Origin of the sequence: Azospirillum lipoferum (assembly GCF_024170005.1) — a bacterium.
Classification (GTDB): Bacteria; Pseudomonadota; Alphaproteobacteria; order Azospirillales; family Azospirillaceae; genus Azospirillum; species Azospirillum lipoferum.
On the sequence record NZ_JALJXJ010000005.1, the window covers coordinates 384,318 to 405,591 of the forward strand.

Here is a 21,274-nt window from a genome sequence, read left to right on the forward strand (position 1 = left end):
TCAAGCCTGCTCGACGAAGTCGGTGCCGCGGGTCACGCCTTCCCAGGCTTCGATTTCCGCGATCACGGCGTCGAGCTTGGCGCGGGCGCGGCGGAGGGCGTCGGACCCCAGCAGCAGATGGAGCGGCGGTGTATCGGAGCGGACGGCGGCCAGGATGGCCTGCGCCGCGCGATCCGGATCGCCGAGCTGGCGGCCGGCCATGCCGTCGAAGGCGGACGACATCCGCCCGACGCTGTCGGCGTAGGCCGCGTCCTCGGCAGCGCTCTTGCGGATCGAATGGGTGGACAGGAAGTCGGTGCGGAAGGCGCCGGGCGCCACCGCCGTCACTTTGATGCCGAGCGGGCCGACCTCCTGCGCGAGGCTGGAGGACAATCCTTCCAGAGCGTGTTTGGCCGCAGCGTAGAGGCCGGAACCGGCGCCGGGCGCCCGTCCGGCGATGGAGGTGATGTTGACGATATGCCCGGTACCCTGGGCGCGCAGGCGGGGCAGGGCGGCGCGGATGATGCGGAAGGGGGCGAACACGTCGACCGCGAACAGCCGGGCGACCTCGTCGTCGCTCGCCTGCTCGACCGCCCCCAGCAGGCCGTAGCCCGCATTGTTGACGATCACGTCGATGCGGCCGGCGAGAGCGAAGGCCTCGACGACGGCAGCTTCGGCCGCATCGCCATCGGCGAGGTCGACGGTGAGGACATGGAGGGTGCCGCGCCCGGCAGGGAGGTCCGGCTTGCCGCTGCGGACGGTGCCGATGACGGTATCGCCTTCCGCGAGGGCCGCCTTGGCGAGTGCCAGCCCGAGGCCGCGCGAGATGCCGGTGATGAACCATGTGGTCATGGGAGTCTCCTTTCGCGACCAGAGATACATCCCGTGATCTGCTCACAGAATACCCGGATTTCTGACGATACTTGTAAGTGCGGCTGAAGAATGCTTTCTTCGACCCATGGATCCCTTGCTCTCCGGCAGCGACTACAACCAGCTTCGCGCGTTCCTCGCCGTCGGCGAGACGCTGAGTTTCAGCCGCGCGGCGGAGCGGCTGGGCGTTTCCCCCTCGGCGCTCAGCCAGCTGGTGCGCGGATTCGAGGAGCGGGTCGGGGTGCGGCTGCTCAACCGGACCACGCGCAGCGTCGCGCTGACCGACGCCGGTGAGAATCTGTTCCGGCGTGTCCAGCCGGCCGTCTCGGAACTCGGCGACGCCATCGGGCAGGTGCGCCAGTATCGCGAACGTCCGGCCGGCATTGTGCGCGTCCATAGCTTTCGTGCGGCGGCGGAGCGCTACATCGAACCGATGCTGGCGGACTTCGCGCGGGACTTTCCGGACGTCGTGCTGGACATCACGCTGGACGACACGGTGGTGGATCTGGTGGCCGGCGGCTTCGATGCGGCCATCCGGATCGGCGAAGTGATCGATCGCGACATGGTCGCCGTGCGTCTCGGTCCCGACCTGCGGCAGATCGCCGTGGCATCGCCCGGATATCTCGATCTTCATGGCCGGCCTGCGCATCCGCGCGATCTGGTCGACCACCGCTGCATCCGCTGGCGCTGGCCGGGTCATGTGATGCCCTATGCCTGGGAGTTCTTCGGGAACGGATCCTGGTTCGAGGTCGCGGTCGACGGGCCGCTGATCTTCAACGACAAGGAGATGGTATTGCGCGCGACCCTGCGGGGGATCGGGATCGGCTTCTGCGTCGAGGATTCGGTGGCCGGCCATATCGCGGCGGGGGCGCTGGTTCCGCTGCTGGAGGAGTGGTCCGCCGCCTTTCCCGGCCGGTTCCTGTGCTATCCGCGCCAGCGGCAGATGGCCCCGGCCCTGCGGGCCTTCCTCGACGCGGTCCGTGCGGTCGATTCCAGGACGGACGACAAAACCGATGCCCGGCCGGAGCAGGAGGATCGTCACCGTCCTTGAACCCGTGCCGTTGCCTGGGCAGAGTGGCCGTAATACTTTCGACCCGAAGGAAAATGGCCGTGAACATCCTGGGACGCACCGTTGCGCTCACCCTGTCGCTGTTCGTCTGGGTGGCGGGGACGGGAGAGGCCGCGGCGGACCGGCGGGTGGCGCTGGTGATGGGCAACAGCACCTATCAGTATGCGCCGCGGCTGCCCAACCCGACCAACGATGCCAAGGCGATGGCCGACTCCCTGCGTGCCGCCGGGTTCGAACTGATCGGCGGGGCGCCGCAGCTCGACCTCGACCGGGCGGGGACCGAACGGGTGATCCGCAGCTTCGGCGCCAAGCTGGCCGGGGCCGATGTCGGGCTGTTCTTCTATGCCGGGCACGGCATGCAGGCCAGGGGCACCAACTATCTGCTGCCGGTCTCCGCCAATCTGGAGAAGGAGGCGGATGTCCGCTACGAACTGATCGACGTCGCCATGGTGCTGGACGAGATGGCGCTGGCGGAAAGCCGGCTGAACATCGTCATCCTGGACGCCTGCCGCAACAACCCCTTCGGCGGGCGCGGCCTGCGCGCGGCGTCGCCCGGTCTGGCGCAGATGCAGGCGCCGGCCGGCACCATCATCGCCTACGCGACCCAGCCGGGTGCGGTGGCGGCCGACGGGGCCGGGGCCAACAGCCCCTATACCGAGGCGCTGTCGAAGGCGATGCTGAAGCCGGGCGAGACGGTGTTCGACGTCTTCAACGATGTCGGCATCGCGGTGAAGCGCAACTCCGGCGGTGTGCAGCAGCCCTGGGTCTCGGCCTCTCCCATCGAGGGGCGCTTCTATTTCCTCGGGCCGACCACCGTGGTGACGGCGCCTCCGGCCGACGCGGCACCCGCCCTCAACGCCGTGAACGCCGACAAGGAAATGCTGTTCTGGGACAGCATCAAGGGCAGTTCCAACCGCGGCCTGTTCGAGGCCTATCTGAAGCAGTTCCCGCAGGGCACCTTCGCCCCCATCGCCGAGGCGCGTGTCGCGGAGTTGGGCGGGACGGTGCCGTCCGAGCGGGCCCAGCTTTCGGTCGCCTCCCTGGCCGCCCCGCCGGTTCCGACCCAAGCTCCGGCGCCGGTCCCGACACCGATGCCGGCTCCCACCGTAACCCCCGCTCCGGCCGCCCCGCCGGCCCGGCCGCTGGATGTGTCGGCGATCCCCTATCTCAGCGCCAAGTCGCGGGAGACACTGGCGATGTATGCCGGGCTGCCGTCGCCCAAGGCGCTGGCGATCTCGACCAAGGGCAACTACGCCTATTTCTCCAACAAGTCGAACAGCCGGACCGGGGACGACGTCAAGCGCAGCGCCCTGCAATATTGCCAGTACCGGGCGGAGGAGCCCTGCACCCTCTATGCCGTCGACGACGCGGTGGTGATGGACGGCAAGCGCTTCACCCCGATGCCGGTGGAAATCCTGGGGAGCGGCCGCTTCGATCCGGCCCGCGTGCCCTTCGTCAGCGACCACACACGCAAGGTCGGCATGGTGAATTACCAGCGCAACCCCGGCCACAAGGCGCTGGCCGTGACCCTGGCCGGCCGCTGGGCCACCGTCTGGGATCGTGACAGCGACCAGGAAGCGAAGGATGCCGCGCTGGAACGCTGCGAACAGTCCAGCGGCAACCACGACTGCATGCTCTACGCCGTCGGCGACAAAATCGTCTTCGAGGAGGTGCCGGATGAGGATGAGGAGGACGAGGAGGAGGAGTGACCGGCGACGCGGGAGCGGTGGGGGCATCGCGCTGTCTCTGGTGATTTGCGCCGTCATGCCCGACACTGGGCGCCAGCGGGGGATGGAGCGGGACTGACGGAATGAGCAGGTGGTGGAGCGTGTCGGTGTCCTGGATGGCGCGGAACCGGTCCAAGCTGGTGCATGCCCTGCGGATGACCGCCTCCACCCTGGCGACCTTTGCGCTGGCGGAGGTGCTGGACCTGCCGCAGGGCTTCTGGGCCGTCATCACGGCGCTCATCGTGACCCAGAGCAATGTCGGCGGATCGCTGAAGGCGGCGCTGGACCGTTTCGTCGGATCGCTGGTCGGCGTCGCCTATGGCGGGGTGGTCGCCATGCTGATCCCGCACACCGATGGGCTGGCGCGGGCCGCGGCGCTGCTGGCGGCGGTGGCACCGCTCTCCTATCTCGCCGCGAAGTCGGCCGGCTTCCGCATCGCGCCGATCACCGCGATCATCGTGCTGCTAGGCAGCGCCGGGGCCAGCCTCGGCCCGCTCAGCTTCGCCACCGACCGCATGCTGGAGGTCGGGCTCGGCTGCATCGTCGGCATCCTGGTGTCGCTTCTGGTGGTGCCGGCCCGTGCTTCGCGTTCCGTGCTGGAGACGGCGGCGGAGGTGGCGCGGTTGCTGGCCGACCAGCTCGACAGGCTGGCCGGCGCCGACGATGCCTCGCAGGCCGCCATGAACCGGTTGGCGGTGCGCACCCGCCAGGCCCTCACCCGGCTGGAAACCCTGGTGGGGGAGGCGGCGCGGGAGCGGCGGAGCCGGCTGGCCGACATGCCCGATCCCGATCCGCTGCTGCGCACGCTGATGCGGCTGCGGCACGACGTGGTGATGCTGCGCCGCGCGGTGGGCGAGCCGCGGCAGGACGTCGCCGACCGCGACGTCTGCCCCGACTGGACCCCGGTCGCCGCAGCGGGGGCGGCCACCCTGCGCGGTCTGGCCGACGCCCTGGCCACCGGTCGGCCGCCCGACCGTTCCACCGCGCTTGCCGATGCGCTGGCGGCCTACCGTACCAGCATCGATCGCACCCGCGCCGAACGGCGGACGCGCGACCTGCCGACCGACTGGCTGTGGCGGATGTTCGGCACCGGCTTCGCACTGGAACAGTTCCGCCGCAATCTGGACGACCTCGTCGAGCGGACGGCCGATTTCGCCGCCCATGGGTAGGCGACTGCCGGCGAATGACGAAAGGGCCGGCACCGCGAGGATGCCGGCCCTGACCGTTTCCAAAAGACCGGGTTTGTCCGTTCAGCGGTCGCCCAGATCGTGTTCGATCTCGGTCACCAGCCGTTCGGCACAATGCAGCGCCCGCTGCCGGTCCTCATCGCTCATGCCTTGCATGGGGTCGGACTGGGCCGGGAAGGACTCCGACCGGCAGAGCCGGCGGCCCGAGGCGCAGACCATCACTTCGTACTGGCGGCTGTCCTCGTTGAACAGGCACTCGGACTCGAAGCCCTTGGCGTCGGTTTCGGTCCACATGATCGTCTTGCTCATCGTCCGGCTCCTTCTGGTCTGGGTCGGGCTGGTCTTATTGGGCCTTCGCCATCGCGACGGCGGTGTCGGCCATCCGGTTGGAGAAGCCCCACTCGTTATCGTACCACGCCATGACGCGGACGAAATTGCCGTCGATCACTTTCGTCTCCTTCAGCGCGAAGGTCGAGCTGTGCGGGTCGTGGTTGAAGTCCGACGACACCAGCTCCTCGTCATAAGCGGCCAGCACGCCCTTCAGGGCGCCGTTGGCGGCCTCGGAGATCGCCTTGACGATTTCCTCGACCGAGGTGGCGCGCTTGGCGGTGAACTTGAAGTCGACGACCGACACGTTCGGGGTCGGAACGCGCATGGCGGTGCCGTCCAGCTTGCCCTTCAGCTCCGGCAGCACCTTGCCGACCGCCTTGGCCGCACCGGTCGAGGTCGGGATCATGTTCAGGGCCGCCGCGCGGGCGCGGTGCAGGTCCTTGTGGTTGGTGTCGACGATCCGCTGGTCACCCGTGTAGGAGTGGATCGTGGTCATGAAGCCCTTCTCGATGCCGACGAGGTTGTTCAGCACGAAGGCGACCGGGGCCAGGCAGTTGGTGGTGCAGGAGGCGTTGGAAACGATCTTGTGCTCGGCGGTCAGCTTGTCGTGGTTGACGCCGTAGACGACGGTGATGTCCTCGTCGGTGGCAGGCGCCGAGATCAGCACCTTCTGCGCACCGGCTTCCAGATGCTTGGCGGCATCGGCGCGCTTGGTGAAGATGCCCGAGCATTCCATGGCGATCTCGACGCCGAGATCCTTCCACGGCAGCTTGGCCGGGTCACGTTCCTGCACGACCTTGATGGAGTGGCCGTTGACGATCAGGACGCCGTCACCCGTCTCGATGGTGCCGGGGAAGCGGCCGTGGACGCTGTCGTATTTCAGCAGGTGCGCGTTGGCCTTCAGATCGGCGAGGTCGTTGATCGCCACGACCTCCACGTCCTTGCGGCCGCTCTCGTAGATGGCGCGCAGAACCAGACGGCCGATGCGGCCAAAACCGTTGATCGCTACCCGTACAGCCATGATGTGCTCCAGTCGTTCGGTTGCGGTCCTGTGCCGATTGGGGCGGAGACCTGTTTCAACCGGGGAAAGCGGGGATCGACCCGCAGGAATTGCAATTTTAAGGCGTGGGCCCTCGCTCACGCCGGGACCGCCCGCGGCGACACCGCATCCAGCCATGCCGGCAGGGCATCGCGGCTGGTCAACTCGCTGAAGCGGTCATCCACGCCCGCCGCCGTCAGGGCGGCAATGGTGTCCTCGCCGGCCGCCACCGACAGCAGCCCGGCATCGCGGGTGCGCCGGGCGATGAACCAGGCCAGGGCGTTGGTGCCGCCGTCGAAGGGCGCGATCTCATAGACGCCGAGCGGTCCTGTCCATACCACCGTCCTTGCCGCTTCGACACAGGCGGTCAGCCGCGCCGCCGTCGCCGGTCCGATGTCGAGCGCCATGTCCTCCGGCCCGATGGCGGAACAGGGGACGACGCGGTCCTCCGCGCCGTTGCGCGCCTCGGTCGCCACCACCATGTCCACCGGCAGCAGCAGCTCGCAGCCGCAGGCCTTCGCCCGGTCCAACAGCTTGCGCGCGTCGTCCCGCAGGTCGTAATCGCACAGCGAAGCGCCCATGTCGGTGCCGGTCGCCGCCAGGACGCTGTTGGCGACGCCGCCGCCCAGCGCCAGCACATCGACCCGGGTCACCAGCCGGATCAGCAGCTCCAGCTTGGCGGACAGGTTCGCTCCGCCGACGATGGCGCAGACCGCGTGGTCGGACCGTCCCGCCTTGCGGGCGGGGGTGAACAGGGTTGGCCGCGCCGGCCCGCCCGCATCACGACCACCCGTGATCAGATGCAGCCGGCCGGTCAGTCGGGGGGCCGGATTGCCTCGGACATCGGTCGTAAGCATGATGCTTGTCCTTTCCTTCGAACCAGTCTCGTTCTTCGTAGTCTTGCCGTTCAGGCGGTCCGGACCGGTCCGGCGCCCGGCCGTGCCGCGTGCGGCGCCGGAGGGGGAACGGCGCCCCGGCGGGTCTCGCGGTAGAGGATCAGCAGCCCGCTGCCGATCACCACCGTGGCGCCGACGATCACATGGGGGGCCGGCACGTCGCCCCAGACCAGCCAGCCGAGGATCGTCGCATAGATCAGGCTGGCATAGCTGAAGGGTCCGACCACCACCGCCCGGGCCAGCGAGTAGGCCCGCGTGCTGAAATACTGCGCCCCGCCACCAGCGATCCCCATCGCCGCCATCAGGGCCAGCGCATGGCCGTCGGGCGTGGTCCAGTCCAACGGCAGGGCCAGTGCGCTGATCAGGGTGGAGATCACGGTGAAGTAGAAGACCGTCGTCACCGGCCTTTCGGTGCGGCCGAGCTGGCGCATGGCGATCATCGCCAGCGCGTAGCAGACCGCGGCGGTCAGCGCCACCAGCGCCCCGCGGTCGAGCATGCCGGCACCGGGCTGCACCATGATGAGCACGCCGGCGAAGCCGACCACCACCGCCCCCCAGCGGAAGGCGCCGACCCTCTCCCCCAGCAGCGGGACCGACAAAGCGGTGAGGAACAGCGGGGCGGAGTAGGAGATGGCCACCGCATTGGCGAGCGGCATCAGGTGATAGGCCCAGAACAGCAGCACCATCGATGCCAGCCCGACGATGGCCCGCCACAGATGTCCCTGCCAATGGTCGGTGTGCAGGCAGCTCCGCCCGCCCGCCGCCGCGACCATGGCGACCGCCGGCAGCAGGGCGAACAGGTTGCGGAAGAAGGTGACCTCGCCCAGCGGGTAGGTCTCCGCCAGGATCTTGGCGAGCGCGTTCATGACGGTCATCAGCGCCATCGCCAGCAGCATCGACAGTATGCCGAGCCGGACATTTTCCGGCGGTTTGGCGGTGGGGCTTGTGGGGAGCTGTTCCATGATGACGCTTTCCTGCCCGGGGATAATCCCCCTCTCCCCCCGGGGAGAGGGTCGGGGTGAGGGGGATGCACAGCGTGCCTTCCCTAGAATCCTCGCCATGCGACCCCCTCACCCTAACCCTCTCCCCAGGGGGGAGAGGGGATCTGCTGGAGGAGAGAGGGCGCTCACGCCGCCCGGCTCAACTGCCCTGCGGCAATGACGCCCAGCGTGTGGCGGGCGATCATCCGTTCCTCGTCGGTCGGGATGATGAAGACCGGCACGCGGCTCTCCTGGGCGGAGATGCGGGTGGCCTTGGCCCGGTTCGCCGCCGGGTCGATGGCGACGCCGAGCCAGGACAGTTTCTCCGCCACCCGCGCCCGCACCAGGGTGGAGTTCTCGCCGACGCCGGCGGTGAACACCACCGCGTCCAGCCCGCCCATCGAGCCGGCCAGCGCCGCCACCTGCTTGGCGACATTGTGGCAGAACAGCTCCACCGCCTCGGCCGCGGCCGGCAGGTCGGAGTTCTCCAGGTCGCGCATGTCGTTGGAGAGGCCCGACACGCCCAGCATGCCCGACTTGTGGTAGAGCAGCTTCTCCAGTTCGTCGGCGCCGTAGCCCTTCTCGCGCATCAGATAGATCAGCACACCGGGATCGATAGCACCCGGCCGGGTGCCCATCGGCACGCCGTCCAAGGCCGTGAAGCCCATGGTGGTGTCGACGCTGTGCCCGCCGCGCATGGCGCACAGGCTGGCGCCGCTGCCGAGATGGCAGACCACCACATGCGCGTCGGCCAGCTCCGGCGCCACCTGCGGCAGTCGGTGGGCAATGTATTCGTAGCTCAGCCCATGGAAGCCGTAGCGGCGGATGCCTTCCGCCGTCAGCTCGCGCGGGATGGCGAAGGTCTGCGACTGCCAGGGCTGGGTCTGGTGGAAGGCGGTGTCGAAGCAGGCGACCTGCGGCAGCGACGGGTAGACCTGGGCCAGCGCCCGCATGGCGGCGATGTTGTGCGGCTCGTGCAGGGGAGCGAGCGGGATCAGCGCCTCCAGCTGGTCGAGCACCGCCGGGTTGACGCGGACGGGGGCGGAGAAGCGGGTGCCGCCATGGACGACCCGATGGCCGGCGGCGACCAGCGTGGCGCCCTTCAGCGTGTCGCCGATCCAGTCGAGCAGATGGTGCAGCAGCTCCGGACGGCCCGGATTCTCCCCGGCGGCCCAGCTGTGATCGGCGATCTTGTGACGGGCGGCGTCCTTCGCCTCGAAGCGGGGCGCGGTGCCGATGCCGGAGATCTGGCCGGTGACGACCGGCTCGATCTCGGCGGCGTTGCCGCCCTGGAAGACGCAGAATTTCAGGCTGGAGGAGCCTGCATTGATGACGAGGCAGGCGTCCTCGCTGGAGTTCGACAGTGTGACCATGACGGTAACGTCCTATTCGGCGGCCAGCGCGAGTTTCGGCTGGCGTTTGGCGGCGGCGACCAGCGAGGCGACGGCGCAGGAAGCGAGCCGCGCCCGCACATTGTCGGCGCGGCTGGTGAGGATGACCGGCACCTTGGCGCCCAGCACGATGCCGGCGAGGTCCGCATTGGCCAGGAAGGACAGCTGCTTGACCAGCATGTTGCCGGCCTCCAGGTCGGGGGCGAGCAGGATGTCCGGCTGGCCGGCGACGGGGGAGGTGATGCCCTTGGTGCGGGCGGCTTCGGCGGAGATGGCGTTGTCGAAGGCCAGCGGACCGTCGAGGATGCCGCCGGTGATCTGGCCGCGGTCGGCCATCTTGCACAGCGCGGCGGCTTCCAGCGTGGTGTTGATCTTCGGGTTGATGGTCTCGACCGCCGACAGGATGGCGACGCGCGGGGTGGCGACGCCCAGCACCTTGGCGAGGTCGATGGCGTTCTGGACGATGTGGACCTTGTCCTCCAGCGTCGGGTAGATGTTGATCGCCGCGTCGGTGATCAGCAGCGTCTTGGAGTAGGTCGGCACATTCATCAGGAAGACGTGGCTGATCCGGCTGGCGGTGCGCAGGCCGGTTTCCTTCTTCACCACCTCGCCCATCAGCTCGTCGGTGTGCAGGCTGCCCTTCATCACCGCTTCGGCCTCGCCGGCGCGGGCCAGCGCCACGGCGGCTGCCGCGGCAGCGCGGCTGTGGGCGGCGTCGACGATGCGGTAGCGGGCGATGTCCAGCCCGCCGGCTGCGGCGACCTTGCGGATGAGGGCTTCGGGCCCGACCAGGATCGGCTCGATCAGTCCGGCTTCGGCGGCTTCGACGGCGCCCTGGAGCGAACTGGCGTCGCAGGGATAGGCGACGGCGGTGACCACCGGCGGCAGCTCGTCGCACTTGGCGAGCAGGGCGTCGTGCTTGTCGTGGCGGATCATCTGGATCTGCGGCAGCTCATGCGCCGGGCGGACGACCTTCTGCGTCGGGGCGATCACCTCGGCGGTGCCGAGCACGACGACCTCGCCGTCCTGGTTGGTGCAGACGCAGTCGAAGACGACGACGTTCTTGGCCGGACGCTTCTCGATCACGGTGACGGTGGCGGTGACGATGTCGCCCAGGCCGACCGGGCGGCGGAACTGCAGGCTCTGGCCGGCATAGAGCGAGCCGGCGCCCGGCAGATAGGTGCCCAGCACGCCGGAGATCAGCGAGCCGGTCCACATGCCGGGACCGATCACCTTCTGGAACCGGCTGTCGGCGGCGAATTTCGGGTCGAGATGGGCCGGGTTGATGTTGCCCGACACGGTGGCGAACAGCTCCACATCCATCAGGGTGAGCTGGCGCGACAGGCTGGCCGACTGGCCGATCTGGATTTCGTCGAAGGTCACATTCTCGACCACGGCACAGGCGCCGTTGCCGGAAGCTTCACCACTGGCACGCATTTTTGAACACTCCGGTTGACCGGGTCGAGCGAGCGGCCCGTTTTACGGTCCGATAGGGCGGCGGCGGGAAGGGACGGAAAGGGTGGCCGTCCAGTGTTTCATCCGGGGTCGTCGCCCGTTTTGCGCCAGCGTTCTGCGCCGCGCCGGGAACCATCGATATATTAATATATTAACTGTGCATCGCAACATGGAACCATCGAAAACCCCCGACCTTGACACTATGCCGCAGGGGTGGCGGCGCCGGTCCGGCGGGGCTTCCCCCTCCTCCCGGGGAGAGACGGGAGGAGGGGGCACAACGGCGGGACGTCTCAGCGATCGGGGCGCCCGCCGCCCGTCCATGAAGTCCCTTCAGGTGCGACCCTGCCGCCGTTGTCGCCTCTCCGGGGGCAGGAGAGAGCAGGGCGGACGGGTCGCCGGGCAGGGGACTTCAGGAAGCTCGTGGAACTCAGGCCTTGAGGATGCCGCGGCCGGCGAAGCGGGCGGCGACACCGAGCTGCTCCTCGATGCGGATCAGCTGGTTGTACTTGGCCAGACGGTCCGAACGGCTCAGCGAGCCGGTCTTGATCTGGCCGCAGTTGGTGGCGACCGCCAGATCGGCGATGGTGCTGTCCTCGGTCTCGCCCGAGCGGTGCGACAGAACGGCGGTGTAGCCGGCCTTGTGCGCCATGTCGACCGCCTCCAGCGTCTCCGACAGCGTGCCGATCTGGTTCACCTTGACCAGGATCGAGTTGGCGACACCTTGGCGGATGCCCTGGGCCAGACGCTTGGGGTTGGTGACGAACAGGTCGTCGCCGACCAGCTGCACCTTGGAGCCGATGGCATCGGTCAGCGCCTTCCAGCCTTCCCAGTCGTCTTCGGCCATGCCGTCCTCGATCGAGATGATCGGATAGCGGCCGGCCAGATCGGCCCAGTAGGCGACCATCTGCTCGGGCGACAGCGACTTGCCTTCGCCGGCCAGTTCGTACTTGCCGTTCTTGAAGAACTCGGTGGAGGCGGCGTCGAGCGCCAGCATGACGTCGTCGCCCGGCTTGTAGCCGGCGGCCTCGATCGCCTTCATGACGAAGCCGAGCGCCTCGTCGGTCGAGCCGATGTTGGGGGCGAAGCCGCCCTCGTCGCCGACATTGGTGTTGTGGCCGGCGTCCTTCAGCTTCTTCTTCAGCGACTGGAAGATCTCGGAGCCCATGCGGATGGCATCGGCGCCGGTCTCGGCGCCCACCGGCATGATCATGAATTCCTGGATGTCGATCGGGTTGTCGGCATGGGCGCCGCCGTTGATGATGTTCATCATCGGCACCGGCAGCAGCGAGGCGAAGGCGCCGCCGACATAGCGGTAGAGCGGCAGGCCGGCATCCTCGGCGGCGGCGCGGGCGACCGCCAGCGACACGCCCAGGATCGCGTTGGCGCCGAGGCGACCCTTGTTCTCGGTGCCGTCGATCTCGATCATGGTCATGTCGAGCACGCGCTGGTCGGCGGCATCCATGCCGGTCAGCGCCTTGGACAGCTCGCCGTTGACCGATTGCACGGCCTTCAGCACGCCCTTGCCGCCGAATCGGTTCTTCTCGCCGTCGCGCAGTTCGACCGCCTCATGGGCGCCGGTGGAGGCGCCCGACGGCACCGCGGCGCGGCCGAAGGCGCCGGTCTCCAGGGTGACGTCGACTTCGACGGTGGGGTTGCCGCGGCTGTCGAGGATTTCGCGGGCGCGGATTTCGGTGATGGCGCTCATGGGAAGGGATGTCCCGTTTCTTGAGGGAGTGACAGTTCGCAGACGTGTCGGGAGAGGTTTTGAAGAGGGCAGTGCTCAGTGCAGCTTGGGGCGCCGGTAGATGAACCAGTAGACGGCACCGACCATCACCGCGCCGCCGATCCAGTTGCCAAGCGTCACGGCGACGAGGTTGATCAGATAATGGCCGACCGGAATGGATGGAGCGGCGCGGCCGAGGTCGTGCCAGAAGCTGTCCGGCGCGCCCCATTCGATCAGCAGGCCGAGCGGGACGAAATACATGTTGGCGACGCAGTGTTCGAAGCCGGCGGCGACGAAGGCGGCGACCGGGAAGGTGATCGCCAGGATCTTGTCGCCGACGCTGCGGGCGCCGAGCGCCAGCCAGACGGCGAGGCAGACCAGCACGTTGCACAGGATGCCGAGGAAGAAGGCCTGTGTCGTCGGCAGCGAACTCTTGGCCACTGCGAAATACAGCGCCGAGGCGCCGACCGCGCCATGGCCGAAGGTGTATTGCCCGGACAGGAAGACCAGCAGCGCGGTGCCGGCGGCGCCGACGAAATTGCCGATCCACACCGTCGTCCACACCCGCATCATCTCGCGGGCATGCAGCCGGCCGCTGGCCCAGGCCATCACCATCAGCGCGTCGCCGGTGAACAGCTGCGCGCCGCCGACGATCACCAGGATCAACCCCATGGAAAAGACCAGCCCGCCGAGCAGCCGGGTCACCCCGTAAGGCAGCATGCCTTCCGCACCCGACATGGTAACGGTGGCGAACAGGCCGCCCAGCGCGATGAAGGCGCCGGCCAGGACCGCCAGGGCGAACAGGGTGGGGGTGTCGTAATGCGCCTTCTTGACGCCGAGATTCTCGGCGGCGAGCGCGATGGCGTCGGGCATCAGCGCGTCGAGGGTTTGCGGGGTGGGCTGGCTCCAGCCGCCCACATCCTTGCTGTCCATATTCATAGGTCGATGTCCTCGCTGCCGCGCATCGGTGCGGGCCCGTCAGGGGAGAGTTTCGCTCCCCTCATGTAGCTTTACTACATACTCCTGTCGGGAGGACGCTGGCAAGACTGCCGCCTGAGCAATTCGGTCGCAGGGGGCATTGCGGGAGGATGGTCGATTGGCGCTGGAAAACAAGGAACTTCCAGGGGAAATAGGCGGCGCGTTTGCGTCGGTTGCGCGTCTGTAGTGTTGCTACATCATGACGGTGCCGGAGAGGGCCGTCAGGTCAGGGCAAATCCAGTTCCTGGATATAGCTGGTCAGCGCGCAGCTGGCGTTCAACATGTGGGCGCGCATGCAGCGGGCGGCTTCCTCCCCGTCGCCTCGTGCCATGGCGTCGAGGATGGCACCATGTTCGGCATGGGAGGTCGCCAGCCGGTCGCCGTGACGAAGCTGGGTGCGGCGGAAGGCGGCGAGGCGGGCGCGGATGCCGACCGCCTGTTCCGCCATGAACTGGTTGTGGGTGGCCCGATAGATCGCCTCGTGGAAGCGGCGGTTGAAGTCGTCGTAGGCGTCGAGATCGCCGCCGCTCACCATCTCCGCCGAGGATTCATGCATGGTCTGCAGCCGGCTGCGTTCGATCGGCGTGATGCGGTATGTCGCGAGGCGGACGCACATCGCCTCCATCTCCGCCGTCGTTTCGAACATGTCCATGATGCGCTCGGCCGTCATGGTGGCGACAACCACGCCGCGGCGCGGCCGGACCTCCACCATGCCGGTGGTGGCGAGCTGGCGCAGGGCCTCGCGCACCGGGGTGCGGGAGGCGCCGAACCGCTGGCCGATCTGCTGTTCGTCGAGCGGCGTCCCCGGCTTCAGCCGGCCGGTGGCGATCTCGTCGGCCAGCGCCAGCCGGATGACGTCGGAGAGCAGGCTCTTTTCCTCGGCGGCGGCATCGGTCTCGGACGGGGGGAATTGGGGGTCGAACTGGTCCAAGGCTGAATCTCCGGGGCAGGGCGCCGGATGGCAGGATAGACAGGCTTCGCCGCCGGTGGAAGAGGGGGGACCCGGAAGAAGCGCGGTCAGCCGCCCATCAGCGCGCGGGTGGCGATGAACAGCACCGACGGCCCCATCAGGCAGCCAAGTCCGGTGTAGAAGGTCGCGGTCATCGCCCCGTAGGGGACCAGCTTCGGATCGGTGGCGGCCAGCCCGCCGGCCACGCCGCTGGTGGTGCCCATCAGCCCGCCGAAGACCATGGCGCTGCGCGGGTTGTCCAGCCCAATATAGGGTGCCATGAAGGGTGTGCCGATCATCACCAGCACCGACTTCACCAGCCCGGCGGCGATGCTGAGCGCCATCACGTCGGAATTGGCCCCCAGCGCCGCGCCGGTCACCGGGCCGACGATGTAGGTGACGGCACCGGCGCCGATGGTGGTCATGCTGACCGCGTCGGAATAGCCGAAGGCCAGCGCCACCGCCGCCCCGACGACGAAGGACAGCAGAACGCCGGTGAACAGCGAAACCACGCCGCTCAAGCCCGCCTTGCGGATCTCGCCGAAGCTCACGCCGAAGGCGGTGGAAACGATGGCGAAGTCGCGCAGCATCGCCCCGCCCATGAAGCCGATGCCGGACAGCAGCTTGATGTCGGCGAGCCCCTTGTGCCCGCCGGTGGAGACCCCGCCGGCATAGGCAAGCGCCAGCCCGATCATGATCGCGATGGCGGACCCGTGCAGCCGCCCGTTGGTGAGGATTCGCGACAGCCAGTAGGAAACCCAGATGGTGGCGCCGACGACGGCGAAGGCGGTCAGCAGGCCATTCTTGACGAGAACATCGGTCAGGAGGTCGAACATGGCGATCACTCCCCGCTCTTCAGGGACAAGGCACCGGCGCCGTCAGACTGCGAGGCGTCGCGGCGCGCATCTGCGGGTTGCCCGATGCGGGCGATCACCGGAACCAGCGCGAAGCTGAGGACAACCGCCAGAACCCCGGCCAGCAGGGCCGCTGGCCCGCCCTTCACTGCGGCGACGACATCCTGCTGGGCAGCCATGGCGACGACGATGGGGATATACATCGCGCTCCAGAACAGGATGCCCTGTTCGGCCAGCGCGTTCATGCGCAACGTCCGCTTCAGATGGTCGGAGAACAGGATCAGCAGCAGCATGGCGATGCCGACGCCGCCGACATTCGCCTTCACCCCGATCAGGATGCCCAGCAGATCGCCGGCCACCAGCCCGGCAAGCATGCAGGCCGACAGCAGGGCGACACCATAGACGACCATGGTCTTATCTCCTCTCCGTTGTTCAGCCCGCGAAGGGGGGCGTGGCAACCGGCGTCCGGCCATGGCTGTGCATCCGGCCACCGATTGCTCGATTCAAAGATTGTTCGTGTCGCAACGGTATACGCTAATCGCTTATCTGCCGCAATCCGTATTCAACAGACGACAAAATTTTCAAAGCGTATACAAAATTGGCCTTCACTCACCAATCTGGATACGGCAAGCTGGCTTTCACACCGCCATCGCACGAGAGGGAGGGACAGCATGTCCGCACAGGTCAACCACAAGCCTGTCGGGCGCGAAGCGCGCGCGCCGATGGCCCGCCGGCATCGCGGAGGCTGACACCATGCGCGACTGGAACCTGCAGGGGCGCAACCGCGATGCCCGGCTGGCCCGCGCCGCCGGCCTGACGGATGGCAAGCGCGTCGCCACCGCCGATGCCCGCGCCCTGCTGGAAGCGGTGCTGGAACCGGGCGACCGCGTCTGCCTGGAGGGCAACAACCAGAAGCAGGCCGATTTCCTGGCCCGCACCCTGGCGTCGGTCGATCCGGCGCGGGTGACCGGCCTGCACATGGTGCAGTCGGTGCTGGCCCTGCCGGAGCATCTGGATGTCTTCGAACGCGGCATCGCGTCGAAGCTGGACTTCTCCTTCTCCGGTCCGCAGGGGGCGCGGCTGGCGCGCATGGTGGCGGACGGGCGGATTTCGATCGGCGCCATCCACACCTATCTGGAGCTGTTCGGCCGCTATTTCGTCGACCTGACGCCGCGGGTCAGCCTCGTTGCCGCCCAGGCGGCCGATGCCGCCGGCAACCTCTACACCGGCCCCAACACCGAGGACACGCCGGTCATCGTCGAGGCGACCGCCTTCAAGCGTGGCATCGTCATCGCCCAGGTGAACGAACTGGTGGATGCGGTCCCGCGCGTCGACATCCCCGGCGGCTGGGTCGATTTCGTCATCCAGAGCCCGACGCCGCACTATATCGAGCCGCTGTTCACCCGCGATCCGGCCCAGATCTCGGAAATCCAGGTGCTGATGGCGATGATGGCCATCAAGGGCATCTATGCCGAATACGGCATCCAGCGGCTGAACCACGGCATCGGCTTCGACACCGCCGCCATCGAGCTTCTGCTGCCGACCTATGCGGAGTCACTGGGGCTGAAGGGGAAGATCTGCCGGCACTGGGCGCTGAATCCGCACCCGGCGCTGATCCCCGCCATCGAGGCCGGCTTCGTCGAGAGCGTCCATTCCTTCGGCTCGGAGCTGGGGATGGAGGCCTATATCCGCGCGCGTCCGGACGTGTTCTTCACCGGCGCCGACGGCAACATGCGCTCCAACCGTGCCATGTGTCAGGCCGCCGGCCATTACGCCTGCGACCTGTTCATCGGATCGACCCTGCAGATCGACCTTGCCGGCAACAGCTCCACCGCCACGCTGGGGCGCATCGCCGGCTTCGGCGGCGCACCCAACATGGGGGCCGATGCCCGCGGACGCCGCCATGCCAGCCCGGCCTGGCTGAAGGCCGGGCGGGAAGCGCGGGAGGGCGGCGGCCAGATGCCGCGCGGCCAGAAGCTGGTCGTCCAGATGGTCGAGACCTTCCGCGAGCACATGCAGCCGGCCTTCGTCGACCGGCTCGACGCCTGGGAGCTGGCGGAGAGTGCAGGCATGGAGCTGCCGCCGGTGATGATCTACGGCGACGACGTGACCCACATCCTGACCGAGGAGGGCATCGCCAACCTGCTGCTCTGCCGGACGGAGGAGGAGCGGGAACAGGCGATCCGCGGCGTCGCCGGCTACACGCCCGTAGGGCGCGGACGCGACCGCCGCATGGTGGAGAACCTCCGTGACCGCGGCATCATCCGCCGGCCGGAGGATCTGGGCATCGACAAGCGGATGGCGACCCGCGACCTGCTGGCCGCCCGTTCGGTCAAGGATCTCGTGCGTGCATCGGGCGGCCTGTACGACCCGCCCAGGCGCTTCCGCAACTGGTGAGCCGAAACCCATGGAAATCCTGACTTTCGAATATCGCGGCGGCCAGCCTGTGGCTTCCCCGCCTCCGTCCGTCCTGGTGGGCGTCGTCGGCTCCGGCAATCTGGAAGTGCTGGTGGAACCGGCACCGCTCGGCGGCCTCTGCCGGATCGAGGTGCAGACCGCCGCGGTCGGCTTCGGCGCGACGTGGCAGGCGGTGCTGGACGACGTCTTCGCCCGCCATCCGCTGGCCGATATCCGCATCTCCATCAACGATGTCGGCGCCACGCCGGCCGTGGTCGGCCTGCGGCTGGATCAGGCGTTGGACGCCTTCGCCGGAGGAGCGCAAGCATGAGCAGCTATTACGAGAACAGCGCCCGCGGCCGTCTCGCCGGGCTGCTCGACCCTGGCAGCCTTGTCGAGATCCTGCCGCCGACCGAGCGGGTGGTCAGCCCGCACCTGCGTCAGCTCGACACCCCGGCTGCCTTCGACGACGGCATCGTGGTCGGTGAAGGCCGTCTGGCCGGTCGGCGCGTACTGGCCGCTGCGCAGGAAGGCGGCTTCATGGGCGGTGCGGTCGGCGAGGTGCATGGCGCCAAGCTGACCGGCCTCTTGGAACGCGCGCTCGACACCCGCCCCGACGGCGTCCTGCTGCTGGTCGAATCCGGCGGCGTCCGGCTGCACGAGGCCAATGCCGGGCTGATCGCGGTGTCGGAGGTGATGCGCGCGGTGCTGGCTGTGCGCGCATCCGGCATCCCGGTGATCGTGCTGGACGGCGGCACCTTCGGCTGTTTCGGCGGCATGGGCATCGTGTCGCGCTTGTGCGACGCGGTGGTGATGAGCGAGGAGGGGCGGCTCGGCCTGTCCGGTCCCGAGGTGATCGAGACCACCATGGGCGTGGAGGAGTTCGACAGCCGCGACCGCGCGCTGGTCTGGCGCACCGTCGGCGGCAAGCACCGCTACCTGCTGGGCGAGGCGACGACCCTGGTCGAGGACGATGTCGCCGCCTTCCGCGCCGCCGCCCTCTCCCTGCTCGACCAACTGTCGGACCCTGGGCCCGACCTGTCGCTGGCCGCCCTGGAGGCCGAGCATGCCGTACTTGGCAGCCGGCTGGAGCGGTTCGGCGACTGCGGCGACGCGCTCGACATCTGGGAGCGGCTGGGGGTGGAGGAACCGGAAAAGCTGCCGATCCTCGACACCGCCGACTTCCTCGCCACCGTCCGCGACCGGAGGGCCTGACCCATGGATGTGACCATTCTCCTGGACCGGCTGTTCCCGGACGGGCACGAGACCGCTTTCGACGGCGTCTATTTCGACGGCATCGGCCGGGTCTTCGGCACCGAGGTGGCGGTGATCGGCACGATCGACAACACGCCGATCGGCATCGAGCTGGCCTTCCGCATGGCCGGCACGGTGCTGGAGGTGGTGCGCCGCCATCCCGGCCGGCCGATCCTGCTGCTGGTCGACACCCAGGGCCAGCGGTTGAGCCGTCGCGACGAGCTGCTGGGCATCAACGGCTACATGGCGCATCTCGCCAAATGCATCGACCTCGCCCGGCGCAACGGGCACCGGGTGCTGGGGCTGGTCTATGGGCAGGCGGTCAGCGGCGGCTTCCTCGCCACCAGCCTGCTGGCCGACCGCTGCTATGCCCTGCCGGATGCCGAAATCCGGGTGATGAACCTGCCGGCGATGTCCCGCGTCACCAAAATCCCGCTGGAGCGTCTGACGGAGCTGAGCGCGTCCTCCCCGGTCTTCGCCCCCGGCGTGGAGAATTACCGCCGCATGGGCGCCATCACCGGCCTGTGGGAGGGCGACCTTGCCGTCTGCCTTGCCGAGGCGCTGGCCGCACCGGTGGATGGCGATCCGCGGCGGGCGCTGGGCGAGGAGCGCGGCGGCCGGCTGCTGGCCCGCAAGGTGGCCGACCGGGTGCGGCGCGATGCCGCCTGAACCCGCTCACTGGCCGCGCCACGGCTGGGTCCGGCTGGGGGAGGGCTGGGCGGAGCACCTGCGCTCCCCCCTGGCCGCGGCGGAACATGCGGAGGTCGGGGACTGGTGCTCTGTCGGCCGGCCGCTGGTGATCGCGCGCGGCCGGCCGGGTGATGCGGCGGGGGAGCTTCGGCTGGGTCTCGCCACCCCCGACAGGCGGCGGATCGGCCTGCATGTGGCGGCCGCTGCGGTGGCGGAGCGGCTGGACCCGCTGCCGCTGGCCGAGGCGGTGGATTCGGCCCCGGCGGCGTGGCGGCCGATGCTGGCGGAGCTGGCGCGGCGGGCGCAGGAGTTGGGGACGGCCGCCGCGGTCTACGGTTCGCTGGCTTGGCAGCGCCGCACCGGCCTGTGCTATGTCCGGCCGGAATCGGACGTCGATCTGCTGTTCGCTCCATCCGACCAGCGGCAACTGGACCGGCTGCTGGACCTGCTGGCGGAAACCGGTGACGGCATTCCCCGCCTGGACGGCGAGATCCTGCTGCCCGACGGCGCGGCGGTGGCGTGGCGGGAACTGGCCGGCCGGCCGGCCCGCCTGCTGGTGAAGGAACCGGCGGAGGTGGGCTTGCGTGACCTCGTGTCCGTGCTGGCGCTGTTCGACCGGGAGGATGCCGCATGATCCGCAGCAACGCCGCGCTTTCCTTCATTCCCGCCGATGCCGCCGGTTCGCTCGCGGCGATGGTCGGGCGGACCGCGGTCCGCGCGCTCTATGCCGAACTGGCGTTGCATCCGAAGCCGGGGCTGGTGAGCCCGCTCGACAGCGGCAGCCATGACGACATGGACATGGGCACCTTCCTGCGCAGCCTGTTCGCCCTGCGCGGCTATTTCCGCGCCATCGCCGCCGCGGGAGCCGCGGGAGAAGATTTCGCCACCCTGCGCGACTTCGGCATTGCCGCCGAGCGCCGGATGCTGGCGGCCACCGGCGGCATCAACACCCACCGCGGCGCGGTGTTCGGCATCGGCTTCCTCGGCGCCGCGGCGGGCTGGCGAATGCGGCGGGGCCTGACGCTACGGGGAGCGGCGCTGGGCGGGACGGTCGCCGAACTGTGGGGCGCCGGGATTCTGGCCGCGGCACCGCAGGCTCCCGTCAGCCACGGCGGGCGGGCGGTCGAGCGCTATGGCGTCCGCGGTGCCCGGCAGGAGGCGGCCGAGGGCTTCCCGACGCTGTTCACGCTGGCCCTGCCGGCGCTGGACGGAGCGCTGACGGACGGCGCCGATCCGGAGCGGGCGCTGGTGCAGACCCTGTTCACCCTGATGGCGGAACTGGAGGACACCAACCTGCTGCATCGCGGCGGTCCCGCCGGACTGGCCTTCGTCCGGGGGGAGGCGCGTCGCTTTCTCGACCGCGGCGGGGTGTTCCGCGCCGATTGGCGGGAGGAAGCGCTGGCCTTGCACCGCGCCTGCATCGCCCGCCGCCTGTCGCCCGGTGGCAGCGCCGACATGCTGGCGGCGGCGCATTTCGTCCATGCCCTGCGGGAGGGCTGGGCATGA

Annotated in this window: 21 protein-coding genes; 9 read left to right on the forward strand and 12 right to left on the reverse strand. The window is 68.9% G+C overall.

Annotated elements, in window-relative coordinates; genetic code table 11:
* The gene (locus J2848_RS14135) at positions 1 to 831 is read right to left on the reverse strand and encodes an SDR family NAD(P)-dependent oxidoreductase (protein WP_149231605.1); all 831 of its coding nucleotides are present in this window, start codon (positions 829 to 831) and stop codon (positions 1 to 3) included.
* A 106-nt stretch (positions 832 to 937) separates the two neighbouring features.
* On the opposite strand from J2848_RS14135, the gene J2848_RS14140 reads away from it, so the two are divergent.
* The 3 genes from J2848_RS14140 (at position 938) to J2848_RS14150 (ending at position 4,814) form a co-directional block, all read left to right on the forward strand.
* The gene (locus J2848_RS14140; RefSeq protein WP_149231606.1) at positions 938 to 1,900 is read left to right on the forward strand and encodes a LysR family transcriptional regulator; all 963 of its coding nucleotides are present in this window, start codon (positions 938 to 940) and stop codon (positions 1,898 to 1,900) included.
* Between the two features lie 53 nt (positions 1,901 to 1,953).
* Entirely contained in the window at positions 1,954 to 3,627 is a 1,674-nt protein-coding gene (locus tag J2848_RS14145) for a caspase family protein (protein WP_149231607.1), read from the forward strand.
* Between the two features lie 101 nt (positions 3,628 to 3,728).
* On the forward strand, positions 3,729 to 4,814 hold the full coding sequence (locus J2848_RS14150; protein ID WP_149231608.1) for an FUSC family protein: 1,086 nt from the start codon (positions 3,729 to 3,731) through the stop codon (positions 4,812 to 4,814).
* Between the two features lie 81 nt (positions 4,815 to 4,895).
* On the opposite strand, the gene J2848_RS14155 is transcribed toward J2848_RS14150, so the two are convergent.
* The 11 genes from J2848_RS14155 to madL form a co-directional block, all read right to left on the reverse strand.
* Positions 4,896 to 5,141, reverse strand: coding sequence for a hypothetical protein (locus tag J2848_RS14155; RefSeq protein WP_149231609.1), 246 nt, complete (start codon positions 5,139 to 5,141; stop codon positions 4,896 to 4,898).
* A gap of 34 nt (positions 5,142 to 5,175) precedes the next feature.
* Positions 5,176 to 6,183 (reverse strand): type I glyceraldehyde-3-phosphate dehydrogenase, encoded by a 1,008-nt coding sequence (gap, locus tag J2848_RS14160; protein ID WP_149231610.1) that lies wholly within the window; start codon positions 6,181 to 6,183, stop codon positions 5,176 to 5,178.
* A gap of 116 nt (positions 6,184 to 6,299) precedes the next feature.
* Positions 6,300 to 7,058 (reverse strand): phosphoglycerate kinase, encoded by a 759-nt coding sequence (gene pgk / locus J2848_RS14165; protein ID WP_149231611.1) that lies wholly within the window; start codon positions 7,056 to 7,058, stop codon positions 6,300 to 6,302.
* Between the two features lie 50 nt (positions 7,059 to 7,108).
* Positions 7,109 to 8,059 (reverse strand): DMT family transporter, encoded by a 951-nt coding sequence (locus J2848_RS14170; protein ID WP_149231612.1) that lies wholly within the window; start codon positions 8,057 to 8,059, stop codon positions 7,109 to 7,111.
* 164 nt (positions 8,060 to 8,223) lie between these two features.
* On the reverse strand, positions 8,224 to 9,450 hold the full coding sequence (locus J2848_RS14175; RefSeq protein ID WP_149231614.1) for an acetate/propionate family kinase: 1,227 nt from the start codon (positions 9,448 to 9,450) through the stop codon (positions 8,224 to 8,226).
* 12 nt (positions 9,451 to 9,462) lie between these two features.
* A complete protein-coding gene (locus tag J2848_RS14180) occupies positions 9,463 to 10,905 on the reverse strand; it encodes a bifunctional enoyl-CoA hydratase/phosphate acetyltransferase (protein WP_149231615.1) in 1,443 nt (480 codons plus the stop codon).
* Between the two features lie 445 nt (positions 10,906 to 11,350).
* Entirely contained in the window at positions 11,351 to 12,628 is a 1,278-nt protein-coding gene (gene eno, locus J2848_RS14185) for a phosphopyruvate hydratase (RefSeq protein WP_149231616.1), read from the reverse strand.
* Between the two features lie 75 nt (positions 12,629 to 12,703).
* Complete coding sequence (locus J2848_RS14190) at positions 12,704 to 13,579, reverse strand: formate/nitrite transporter family protein (RefSeq protein WP_246193883.1); 876 nt, start codon at positions 13,577 to 13,579, stop codon at positions 12,704 to 12,706.
* 271 nt (positions 13,580 to 13,850) lie between these two features.
* Positions 13,851 to 14,555, reverse strand: a complete 705-nt coding sequence (locus J2848_RS14195; protein WP_149231618.1) for a GntR family transcriptional regulator — start codon at positions 14,553 to 14,555, stop codon at positions 13,851 to 13,853.
* A gap of 86 nt (positions 14,556 to 14,641) precedes the next feature.
* Positions 14,642 to 15,409, reverse strand: coding sequence for a malonate transporter subunit MadM (gene madM, locus J2848_RS14200; protein WP_149231619.1), 768 nt, complete (start codon positions 15,407 to 15,409; stop codon positions 14,642 to 14,644).
* Between the two features lie 5 nt (positions 15,410 to 15,414).
* Complete coding sequence (gene madL / locus J2848_RS14205) at positions 15,415 to 15,837, reverse strand: malonate transporter subunit MadL (protein ID WP_149231620.1); 423 nt, start codon at positions 15,835 to 15,837, stop codon at positions 15,415 to 15,417.
* 343 nt (positions 15,838 to 16,180) lie between these two features.
* Here madL and mdcA point away from each other — a divergent pair, with 343 nt between their 5' ends.
* The 6 genes from mdcA to mdcB are packed head-to-tail and all read left to right on the forward strand — an operon-like array spanning position 16,181 to position 21,274.
* A complete protein-coding gene (mdcA, locus tag J2848_RS14210) occupies positions 16,181 to 17,824 on the forward strand; it encodes a malonate decarboxylase subunit alpha (protein ID WP_149231621.1) in 1,644 nt (547 codons plus the stop codon).
* A gap of 10 nt (positions 17,825 to 17,834) precedes the next feature.
* Entirely contained in the window at positions 17,835 to 18,155 is a 321-nt protein-coding gene (gene mdcC, locus J2848_RS14215; RefSeq protein WP_149231622.1) for a malonate decarboxylase acyl carrier protein, read from the forward strand.
* On the forward strand, positions 18,152 to 19,039 hold the full coding sequence (locus tag J2848_RS14220) for a biotin-independent malonate decarboxylase subunit beta (protein WP_149231623.1): 888 nt from the start codon (positions 18,152 to 18,154) through the stop codon (positions 19,037 to 19,039). The genes mdcC and J2848_RS14220 overlap by 4 nt, the downstream gene beginning before the upstream one ends.
* A gap of 3 nt (positions 19,040 to 19,042) precedes the next feature.
* Positions 19,043 to 19,747 (forward strand): biotin-independent malonate decarboxylase subunit gamma, encoded by a 705-nt coding sequence (mdcE, locus tag J2848_RS14225; protein WP_149231624.1) that lies wholly within the window; start codon positions 19,043 to 19,045, stop codon positions 19,745 to 19,747.
* On the forward strand, positions 19,737 to 20,402 hold the full coding sequence (mdcG, locus tag J2848_RS14230; protein WP_149231625.1) for a malonate decarboxylase holo-[acyl-carrier-protein] synthase: 666 nt from the start codon (positions 19,737 to 19,739) through the stop codon (positions 20,400 to 20,402). Before mdcE ends, mdcG begins: the two co-directional genes overlap by 11 nt.
* Positions 20,399 to 21,274 carry a triphosphoribosyl-dephospho-CoA synthase MdcB gene (gene mdcB / locus J2848_RS14235; protein WP_149231626.1) on the forward strand — a complete coding sequence of 292 codons (876 nt, stop codon included), beginning with the start codon at positions 20,399 to 20,401 and terminating at the stop codon, positions 21,272 to 21,274. The genes mdcG and mdcB overlap by 4 nt, the downstream gene beginning before the upstream one ends.